Origin of the sequence: Kitasatospora sp. NPDC058478 (assembly GCF_042720345.1) — a bacterium.
GTDB lineage: Bacteria > Actinomycetota > Actinomycetes > Streptomycetales > Streptomycetaceae > Kitasatospora.
Genome location: NZ_JBHXML010000072.1, coordinates 1,116 through 10,756 on the forward strand (window position 1 = coordinate 1,116; position 9,641 = coordinate 10,756).

9 protein-coding genes are annotated in these 9,641 nt (G+C 72.0%); 5 read left to right on the top strand and 4 right to left on the bottom strand.

Features of this window, described 5'->3' with window-relative positions; translation table 11 throughout:
- Positions 1 to 298 precede the first annotated feature (298 nt).
- From ACFWPT_RS32325 to ACFWPT_RS32335, 3 genes are all read left to right on the top strand, one after another.
- Positions 299 to 1,315 carry a helix-turn-helix domain-containing protein gene (locus ACFWPT_RS32325; protein ID WP_380486087.1) on the top strand — a complete coding sequence of 339 codons (1,017 nt, stop codon included), beginning with the start codon at positions 299 to 301 and terminating at the stop codon, positions 1,313 to 1,315.
- Complete coding sequence (locus ACFWPT_RS32330) at positions 1,302 to 1,748, top strand: hypothetical protein (protein WP_380370687.1); 447 nt, start codon at positions 1,302 to 1,304, stop codon at positions 1,746 to 1,748. The genes ACFWPT_RS32325 and ACFWPT_RS32330 overlap by 14 nt, the downstream gene beginning before the upstream one ends.
- A gap of 196 nt (positions 1,749 to 1,944) precedes the next feature.
- Complete coding sequence (locus ACFWPT_RS32335; RefSeq protein WP_380486089.1) at positions 1,945 to 2,787, top strand: SAM-dependent methyltransferase; 843 nt, start codon at positions 1,945 to 1,947, stop codon at positions 2,785 to 2,787.
- Here the strand turns inward: ACFWPT_RS32335 and ACFWPT_RS32340 are convergent.
- Complete coding sequence (locus ACFWPT_RS32340; protein ID WP_063346613.1) at positions 2,781 to 3,716, bottom strand: helix-turn-helix transcriptional regulator; 936 nt, start codon at positions 3,714 to 3,716, stop codon at positions 2,781 to 2,783. The two genes, ACFWPT_RS32335 and ACFWPT_RS32340, sit on opposite strands and share 7 nt — an antisense overlap.
- A 95-nt stretch (positions 3,717 to 3,811) precedes the next feature.
- Positions 3,812 to 4,054 (bottom strand): DUF397 domain-containing protein, encoded by a 243-nt coding sequence (locus tag ACFWPT_RS32345; RefSeq protein WP_380339792.1) that lies wholly within the window; start codon positions 4,052 to 4,054, stop codon positions 3,812 to 3,814.
- 237 nt (positions 4,055 to 4,291) lie between these two features.
- On the opposite strand from ACFWPT_RS32345, the gene ACFWPT_RS32350 reads away from it, so the two are divergent.
- On the top strand, positions 4,292 to 4,738 hold the full coding sequence (locus ACFWPT_RS32350) for a hypothetical protein (RefSeq protein ID WP_380486091.1): 447 nt from the start codon (positions 4,292 to 4,294) through the stop codon (positions 4,736 to 4,738).
- Positions 4,739 to 5,021: 283 nt separating this feature from the next.
- Here ACFWPT_RS32350 and ACFWPT_RS32355 read toward each other — a convergent pair whose 3' ends face one another.
- Positions 5,022 to 5,444: a hypothetical protein gene (locus ACFWPT_RS32355; RefSeq protein ID WP_380370677.1), complete on the bottom strand. Its 423-nt coding sequence runs from the start codon at positions 5,442 to 5,444 to the stop codon at positions 5,022 to 5,024.
- Between the two features lie 272 nt (positions 5,445 to 5,716).
- Here ACFWPT_RS32355 and ACFWPT_RS32360 point away from each other — a divergent pair, with 272 nt between their 5' ends.
- Positions 5,717 to 7,876: an NB-ARC domain-containing protein gene (locus tag ACFWPT_RS32360; protein WP_380486093.1), complete on the top strand. Its 2,160-nt coding sequence runs from the start codon at positions 5,717 to 5,719 to the stop codon at positions 7,874 to 7,876.
- On the opposite strand, the gene ACFWPT_RS32365 is transcribed toward ACFWPT_RS32360, so the two are convergent.
- Positions 7,816 to 9,513, bottom strand: a complete 1,698-nt coding sequence (locus ACFWPT_RS32365; protein WP_380486095.1) for a hypothetical protein — start codon at positions 9,511 to 9,513, stop codon at positions 7,816 to 7,818. The two genes, ACFWPT_RS32360 and ACFWPT_RS32365, sit on opposite strands and share 61 nt — an antisense overlap.
- Positions 9,514 to 9,641: the final 128 nt, after the last annotated feature.

Sequence of the window (9,641 nt, forward strand, 5' to 3'; positions counted from 1 at the left end):
CTTTTTGGGGCGTGGGGTCCCCGCCCGCTGTTCCGGCGCTTGCCGTGTCCGGGGGGGTGGGGCTCTCCCCTTCGGGGGGGGGGGGGGGGGCGCCGGCGGGGGCCCCCCCCCCCCGGTCCGTCGGCCCCGGGGGCGCCGCGCGCCGCGGCCCGCCCCCGGGGGTGGAAATACCGCTGAGGGAGAGAGAAAAGAGCGGGTGAGGATGGCGGGATGGGTGACGGTGGTGTGTGCGCTGCCGTCGTGCGGAGAGGTGTTCAGGCGGCCGGTCAGGGCCGGGCGACCCCGGCTGTACCACCGGGTGGCGTGCCAGAAACAGGCGCAGAGGCTGCGGGACGCGGCCAAGGGGGCGGCGCGCCGCCCCGCCTGGGCGGCCGGGGGCTGGGGGCAACTGGTGGCGGAGGACGTGCACGCGGGTGCCGGCCGGCTGCTGGAGGCGCAGGCGCGCCGGGCGCCGTTGACGGTGAGGCTGGCGTGCGCGCGGGCGCTGCGGGGTGACGCCGACCACTATGTGGCGGCCGTCGTCCGCGACGCACGGGCCGACGGGATGGAGTGGGGGGAGATCGGGTCGGCGCTGGGCGTCCAGCCGGACTCGGCCCGGCGCCGGTGGACCCTGCGGCGGGTGGAACAGCAGCTGAGCCGGCGTTCGAACCGGCAGGCCCCGCCCGCGCCGGGGACCGCTTCGGGCGCGGCACCGGCCGCGCCGGCACCGGCCTCGGCGGGGGAGCCGGAGCCGGATTCGGGACCCCGTGCGGGGCTGCTCGCCGCGGCGCTGACGGCGCTGCAGGAGCGCAGCAGGGTGAGCCCGCAGGCCGCCGCTGAGCTGGCCGGGTGCTCGCCGTCGTACGTCTCGCGCATCCTCGCCGGGGACCGGGTGCCGACGTGGCCGGTCCTGCAGACGCTGGCGCGGGCCTTCGGCGGGGTGCCGGAGGAGCTGCGGCTGCTGTGGGAGGTGGCCCAGGGCGCCGAGCGCCCGGGGCGGGTGTCGGTGGCGGGTGCCGCCGACCAGATGCTGCGGGCGATCCGGGGCCTGCACCTGGCGGCCGGGCAGCCCGACGCCGAAGCCGTGTGCGCCCTCGCCCGGGGGGTGTCGGCGGAGCTGGTGCGATCGGTGCTGGCGGGCGAGACCGTGCCGGACTGGCCGGTGGTCAGCCAGCTGGCCGCGGCGCTGGGCGGGCACCCGGGCGACCTGCGCCCGTACTGGGAACGCATGCACTACGCGGCGCTCGCGGCCGTCTACTCCGACGAGTTCGGACCGTCCGGGTGCTTCGCGCGCTCGGCGGCGCCGGAAGGGGGCGAGGACCGTGACGGGAGCTGAGGCGGTGGGCCTGGACGCGTTCGTCCAACGCCGCCGCGGCCTGTACCGGGGGTACGCCGTGGCCCGGCTGGGCCGCACGCCCGCGGCCGGCGAGGTCGTCGACCATGTCGTGGAGGCACTGGTGGCGTGCTGGCCTCAGCTGGTGTGCGAGCGCAGCCCTGCGGCCGGAGCGTGGGTGTTGGTGCGCGAGGCGGTGTCCCTGCACTGCCGGATGCCGTACGGCCAGGACGGCGAGGACGTGCTGCACCGCCTGCTGCCCGTCGCGGCGGCCGACGCCGCCGTCCTGCACTACCGGCTGGGGATGCGGCTGACCGAGGCCGCGGACCTGATGGGCGTCGAACCGGCGGCTGCGGCCGGGCTGGTGCTCGCCGCCGAGCGGGGGCTGCCGCGCGCCCTGGTCGGCGAACTCGCCTTCGGCCCCGGAAGGGCGTGACGGAAGGGGGCGGCTCCGGCGGGCGTGGAGTGAAAGGGGTGGCGCGGGATTTCGTACCTGCGCCACCCCTTCGCTCAGGTGCGCCATAACATCCGCCCGGAGTTCAGCCTTACGGGTTCCGAGACCCTTTAACAACCTGGCGCAGTGTCATGTAGCGCTCTAGCATGGGCACTTCGATCAAGGGGCCGAGCCAGGGGTGGTCGCGTTGGAACCGGATGCGGAAATCGTTTCTCCCGTCACCTACGATCCGGCCGTTCCGAGCGTGGCCCGCATGTACGACCTCCTGCTGGGCGGGCACGCGCACTTCCAGTCCGACCGTGACGGGGTGCGCGATCTGCTGAAGGTCGCACCGAGCAGCGTCGAGGTCGCGGCGATCAACCGGGCGTTCCTGGTGCGCACGGTGCAGACGCTGGTGCGTGACTACGGGGTGCGGCAGTTCATCGACCACGGCTCGGGCCTGCCGACCCAGCGCAACGTGCACCAGATAGCTCAGGAGATCGACGACAGCTGCCGGGTCGTGTACATCGACAACGACCCGATGGTGATGCACACCGGCCGAACCCTGTTGGCCGGGAACCCGAACACGGCCGTCGTCCACGCCGACATGCGCGACACCGACGAGATCTTCTCCAGCAGGGCCGTGCAGGACCTGATCCTGCCCCGGGTGCCGACGGCGGCGCTGTTCGTCTCCGTCCTGCACTGCATCCCGGAGAAGGGATCCGTCCCGCCCGCGCGGCTCGTGCGCCGGGTCCGTGATCGGCTGCCCGCCGACGCCCCCGCCTACATGGCCATCTCCCAGCTCGTCAGCCCCCATCTCGACGTCCGCCGGCGGATCACGGACCTGATGGCCGACCTCACCCAGCGCCATTGGGGGGAGGTCCGTACGGAAGAGGACGTGGTCGGCTACTTCGAAGGCATGGAGATCCTCGACCCCGGTGTGGTGGAGGTGTCGCAGTGGCGTCCCGACCCGGCCGCTGCCCGGACGGCGCAGACGAGCGACGAGTGGACGGAGTTCGGCGGCGTCGCCAGGGCTCACTGACCGGGGCGGCGCATCCTGCCCCGGTGGATCCCGATCGCCTCGTCGATGAGCGCCAGGCCGACCTCGTAGTCGGCGACGTGGAACAAAAGGGTGTTCAGCAGGTCCGCGTAACGCTCGACGTCCGGGTCCTTGCTCAGGTAGATGGCCCCGATGCCGGGGCCCTCGACGTAGACGACGTCGCTCGGGCCGCCGTACTCGAAGGCGAGGTGGGTGAAGGCCCCCGACGGCGGGGTCAGGTCCGCGGTGAACGGCAGGATCGCCACATGCACGTTCGGCCGCCGGCTGAGCTCCTTGAGGTGCTCCAGCTGCCCGATCATGACCTCGGGGCCTCCGGTGTTGCGGTACAGCACGCTCTCGTCCAGCAGGGCCACGACCGTGCGGTCGGCGTCGTCCAGCAGCCGGGTGCGGTCCATGCGCTGGCTCACCCGGCGCTCGATCTCCTCGGCGGGGGCCCGGGGCAGGCCGGCCTTGATCATCCGCCGCGCGTAGGCGCACGTCTGCAGCGGCCCGGGCACCACTCCGCCCTCCCAGTACTGGATGCGGGCGGACTCGACCTCCAGCCCGATCATGCGCCTGAACCAGCCGGGTGTGATGTCGGCGTACTCGGCCGCGAACGGTCCCGCCACGACCCGCTCCAGAAGCACGTCGACGTGCGCGCGGACCTCGGGGCCGACGCCGTAGATCGTGATCAGGTCGTTGACGTCCCTCTTGGAGGGGGTGCTCTCCCCGCGCTCCATCCGGCTCAGCTTCGACGCCGACGCCCGGATCCGGGGAGCGACGTCCGACAGACGCAGCCGCCGCTCCTCCCGCAGCGACCGCAGCACCGTGCCCAGGACCTTCGCCGCGCCCACCGGTCCGCTCCAGTGGAGCTTGCGTACCTCGTCGCCGTCCGGGTCGCTCGGCGTGGGACGGTCCGGGTGGGCGGGCATGCGGGACTCCTGGGGGCGCGGTTTCGGGAAAGCACTATCCCACGGCGCCCATCCCGCATACCCGCCGTTCTATAGATCCCACGGAATCGGGCCGATCAGCGGTGGAACACGTGATCGAAAGCCCTGTTCTCCATGGCCCAGGCGAAGGCCTCGGCCTCGCCGCGGTTGAAGACCAGGGCGGGCCCTTCCTTGTCACGGGAGTTGCGGAAGGCGACGGCGCCGTCCGGCAGCGGTCCGACTTCGACGCAGTTCCCCACCTCGCGACTGCTCGGGCTCTTCACCCATTCCACGTCCAGCGAATCGGCGCGGACCCCGTTCTCCGGCATTTCGACAGTCATTCGATTCTTCCCCTTCCCATCGCACGGACATGCGGACGGCCGAGGCCGTTTGCAATCCCATTTGCAATTGCAAATGCCCGGCCCGGGAATGCTAGCGGCAGCCGATTCGAACGCGGTGTCCTCCAAACGGGTGTCGTTTTTCGGGCCTCGCCGTACCACCCCCGGGGCGGTTGCGGCCCGTGACGGGCGGGAAACGTTGCGCAGACACCCGCCGCATCCCAGCACCGGAGGACACCCGTGATCGGGCCCCAGGACCACGCCCATCCGCGCTTCGACCGCGACCTGGCCCTGGGACTGGGGGTGCCCAGAGCAGCGGCGCGACACCTGCCCGGCACCCCGGACGCCGCCACGGCGGCCCGCGACTTCGCCCGGGCGACCGTCGCCCACTGGCGCACGCCCGTCACCGCGCAGGCGCTCGACGAAGCCGTCGAGGGCCTGCTGCACGGCTTCGACCTGCACGGCTTCGAGCGCGAAGAGGGATGGCTCAGCCTCGTCGAAGCCCCCGACGCACTCCTGCTCGTCCTCACCCCGGCCCACTCCCCACCCGCCGAAGGAGCTGCCGACGCATTACGGGCCACGCCGGACGCCACCTCCACCGGCACGGCGGCCGAACACTGGACCAGGATCCCCTTCCCCGGCAGCCCCCGCACCCACAGCGCCCCGCCGCCGGCCGCAAGCAGGTGACCGCGACGCCCGGCCACGAGTCGGGACCGGAGCCCTGCTGCCAAGACGACGACTATGAAAGCGAGTTCAACCCGGAACCGAAGGGGGCCAGGCCCATGGACGTGGCGGTGCGTATCGCGCAGCGAGAGGACGCGGACGCGCTGCTGGAGCGCAGCGCGCTGGCCGTTTCTGCCCGCAAACTGGGGCACCGGAGGGGACCGGCGCCCCAGTCGCTCTCGTCGTTCCTGCGGCGGGTCGCTGGTGCAGCCGATCTTTCCGGCGGCTGCCCGAGCCCGAGGGGGTGTTAGCTGCCGTCATTGCCTCGCGGGGTGCCCGGCATGTTGAAGGTGAGGTTGGAGAAGTCTCGTCCCTGGACGATCGTTCCGTTCTGCGTTCCGCCGCTGATGGTGTTGTGGACGGAGCTCGTGGAGTCGGCCGTTGTCTGGGCCCACCATTCATCGAGAAGCACTCGGAAGTCCGGGTCCAAGGCGGCTCGTACGCCGAGGGCGGTCGCCAACGCCTGGGCTCGTCCGGGATCGGCGGGCACCGCCTCCAGGGCGGCGACTTCCACCTCGCCTGAGCTGATCCCGGGCAACTCCTCCTGCTCTCCGCCACGGCGGAAAGGCCGCCTCACCAGTGCGGACAGCCCCTGCCATGCCTGGCGTCCGGCCTCGCCGGCGACGCTGCCCGCCAGTGCTGTGAGGGCGGCGGCGGTGATCGGATCCAAAGTGGTGCTCCTTCGGTCATCGGTGTCGGTCGTTCACACCATAGGGAGAGCCGGCCGGGGAGGCACAGGTTTCTCCTCGCGGGGGCCTGCGGATCGGCGAGACTCGGCCGCGTGAGGTGTGGCGGACTCGGCTTTGTGGGCCTCGTGTGGCATGTCCCGCTCGTATCGGTCGAACCGTCGTCTTCCGGGCGGTCCTTCCAGTAACGTGACCTCGTTGGCGATCCGGAGAGGCGGTGGGCTGCGTGAACGGGCCGGAGGGCGCGGAGCACCCCGTGCCACCGCACGTGGTCAACAGCCTGCCAGGGACCGTGCACGGCCAACTCGCGCAAGTGGGCAGCGTCCATGGCGGCATCACCTTCAACTACCACTCGGCGCCGTCCCCGGGGCCGGGGACGGCGCGCCAGCGCCCCGACCAGGTGCCCCGGCCGCCGCGCCGCTTCGTCAACCGTGAGTGGGCGCTCGCTGAGTTGGACAGGGCGTTAGCGGGCGGGGAGGACGTCCAGGGATGTCCCATCGGAGTGTTCAGCGGTCTTCCCGGCATTGGGAAGACCGCCGCTGCCCGCCAGTGGGCCCACCGTCATCAGGAACGCTTTCCGGGCGGCCAGTTCTATGTGGACTTCGGGGCCTTGGGTGGCGGTGCCAGCGGGGACGTCTCAGAGGCGCTGGCGATGTGCCTGCGCGGTCTCGGCGTGTACGACCCCTATCTACCAACCAGGCTTGCCGACCGTGCGGCGCTCTACCGCACCCTGTCGGCGGACCGGCGGATGCTGGTGGTACTCGACGATGTCAGCCACCCGGCCCAGGTCACTGCCCTACTGCCGCAGGGAGCCAGCAGCGCGGTGCTCGCCACCAGCACCTGGCGGCTGGGGGAGCTCGCCCTCGACGGGGCGGCGCTACTCCAGCTCGATGTGCTTGACCAGGAGAGCTCGCTGGAACTGCTGGCTGCACTCTGCGGGGAGCGGCGAGTCGAGACCGAGCCGGAGGCCGCGGCCGAACTGGTCGGGCTGTGCGGCGGCTTGCCGATGGCGGTGCGGCTGTGTGCCGCCCGTTTGGTGACCCACCGGCGATTGACGATCGGTTCGTTGGTCGGTGAACTGGCCGACGAGCAGGACCGCTTCCGTCGGATCGCCGAGTCGTCCGGCCACGAGGAGCGCACCATGGCGGCAGCACTCGAACTGGTCTACCGGGGCCTCCCCACCACCGGTGCAGGGGTCTACCGGATCCTGGGCTGCCTTCCCAATCGGGCTTTCGACACCGCGCTGGTGGCGCTGGCCTCCGGGTACTCCCGGGAGGCTGCGCAGGAGGCACTGGACACCCTCGAAGCGGCGAGCCTGCTGACCGGGACCGAAGACGGACGGTACGTGATGCACGGTCTGGTCCGGCTCCATGCACGGGACATGGCCCGTCGGCTCGACCCGCCCGGCACGGAGCGGGAGGTGGTCCGCCGGGTCAGCGGTCACTACCGCGCCCTGGCCGTCCTGGCAGATCTCGCCGTACGGGCCGATCGGTTGAGGATCACCGAGCCCGCCGAGGTCCTCGGAACCAGTGGCTCCGGAGCGGACGCCGACGGCGCCGGGCCGTTCGGGACAACGGGAAGTCCCCGGCAGGATGCCCTGGACTGGCTGGAAGCCGAACGAGGTGACATCCTCGCCGTGATCAGGGCTGCCGGGACGTTCGGCTTCGACCGCCAGGTGTGGCAGCTGGCCGAGGTGTTCACTGTGCTCTTCCTGCATCACCGACACCTGGCGGACTGGCGCGAATCCCTGGAACTGGGGGCTGCCGCCGCGGCGCGCGACGGGCAGCCGGCGGCCGAGGCCAGGCTGCGCAGCCTGCTTTCCCGGCCGCTGCTCGACCTGGGTCGGGACGACGAGGCGTGGACGCAGTTGGAGGCTGCCGACCAGCTGGCAGTGGAGTCGGGCCACCTCGTCCTCCAGGCCTCGGTGCAGGAGTTCCTGGGCCGGTACTGGGACCGGCATGATCCGGCTCGCGCGATCGACGCGTACCGTGCCTCGCTCGCGCTCAACCTCCAGGCCGAGGAAGGGCGCGGGGCTGCCCTCGCCCGCTACTTCCTCGGCTGTGCGCAGAGCGTCGGCGGCGATCATGCCGCCGCCCTGGCCGGTCTCGCCTTGGCCAGGGAGGACCTGCTCGCCCGGGGCGACGCGCGGATGGCGGCGCGGGCGCTGGCGGACCTGGGGCGGACGAGGGCGCGGCTCGGGGATCGTGCCGGGGCAGTGGCCGATCTGCGGCAGGCGGTCATCGGCCTGCGCGAGGAGGAGGCGTCCCACTACGAGGCGCGGGCGCTTGAGGACCTTGCGGACCTGCTGGACGACCCGGCCGAGGTGCGGGACTGCCTGCGCAGGGCGCTCGCGGTCTACGAGGAAGGCGGCAGTCCCCGGGCGGCGGAAGTCCTGTCCCGACTCGCCAGGGGCTGATCGACTGCTGCCGGGTGGTGCGTTCGGAGCAGCAGCTCCTGACCGAGGGTTCCGCAACGCAGCGTCACTGCGATGCCGTCCGGTGGTACCCCGAGGCGCAGACAGGTGTATACCGCCGCGGCAGCCGCTCCCGGGTCAGGGCACGGTCTGGCGGTAGCGGTAGCGGTAGCGGTAGCGGTGGTGGTGACCTCGACTGTACTGCCGCCGCGCAGGCCGACCAGGCACCCGTTCTCGGCCGACACCGCGGCCAGCCTCGCGCCGGGGAAGTCGGTCAGCAATTCGGTGATCCGCCGCCGACCGTCGTCGGCGGCGAAGACTGACGAGCGGGCCAGGATAGTGGTGGCACTCTCGGTGAGTCGAGTGTCCGGCTCGTCCACGTCGCAGGCCAGATGCCGGAACGAGTCCGCCGTCTCCGCCAGCTCACCGACCAGCGCGGCCGGGAAGCGGCGCAAGTCCACCTCGATCGCGTCGTTCCGGCGTCTGGTGATCGTGGTGTGGACCAGCAGGGAACAGGGCGGTGCCGCGCCCGGGGCCGGCAGCGGAAAGGCACGGGCGGTACGGGGGGGCTGCTTGGGCCGGGCCAGGCCGAGCAGGTGGTAGACCGTCTCGCGGAGCCGGGGGAGTGCCTCGCCGGGGGCGGCGAACGCCTCGGAGGTGACCTGCTCGTAGCGGCCCGGGCGGTGATCGGCGAGTGCCGCCTCAAGTTGTCCGGGTAGGGGCCGCGCGGTGTCCAGCCGGGGTGCGGCCGTACGCAGAGCCCAGCCTGCCGTGCCGGGGACGGCCTCGGAGCCGAAGGCGGCGAGCAATACGGGGCGTCCGATCGCTGCTCCGTACATGGTCACCGAACCGTGGTCCCCGACCACCAGATCCGAGGCGACCAGGGCTTGCTGCCAGCCGTTCGTCGGGTCGGTGGTGGTCAGTCCGGCCTCCACCGCGGTTCGTTGGAGGACACCAACCTGCCAAGCGCCGTGCCCGGACCACACGTTGGGGTGCAGGACAAGGGCGACTCGGTACTCGTCGGCCGGTAGCTGGGCCAACAACTCGGCGGGCAGACCCGGGTGGCGTCCGGCCAGTGACTCCGTGCCCCAGGTCGAGGTCACCAGCACCAGGCGTTGGCCCGGCAGGACGCCCAGGGCGGACCGGTATCGTTCGCGCCATCGGCCGCTGGCGAGGAGCCGGTCGTAGCAGGGGTCGCCCACCAGGACGGTTCTGCCCGCCGTACCGGGGTGGAATGACGCCAGCTGGGCCTCCTGGGCGGGGTGTGACACCGCGAGCCAGGCCCGGCGGGCCGCCAACAGCGCGTCCGGAACCAGGCCGGACAGACGGGTGCCCGCGCTGGCCGAGTCGGGGACCTGCTTCTGGAAGCCGATGCCATGGGGCAGGACCAGGATCGGGTAGTCGCCCGGTGGGACGGTGAGGTTCTCGGAAGCGGAGATCACCAGGTCGGGATCGCACTCGGCGAGTTGCGGCCAGGGCATGGTGCGGCAGCGCAGTGAACGGAGCAGGTCGAGGACACCGTCGTTGAAGGCCGACGTCGGGTCGTAGCCGAAGACCACGGTGATCCGGGCGTCGTCGTGGAGTATCTCGGGAACCACGTCCAGGACGCGCACGAGCGAGGTGACTGTCCGCGCGGCCACGACCACGGTCCGTTCGCCATCGAAGGTTCGCCAGCGGTCGGCACCCGCCCCTACGGGGACGTGAATGCGCTCATCGGGATCCATCGTGCACCTCCGCTTGACCGCAGGATCCCACAGAGCCGTTCAGG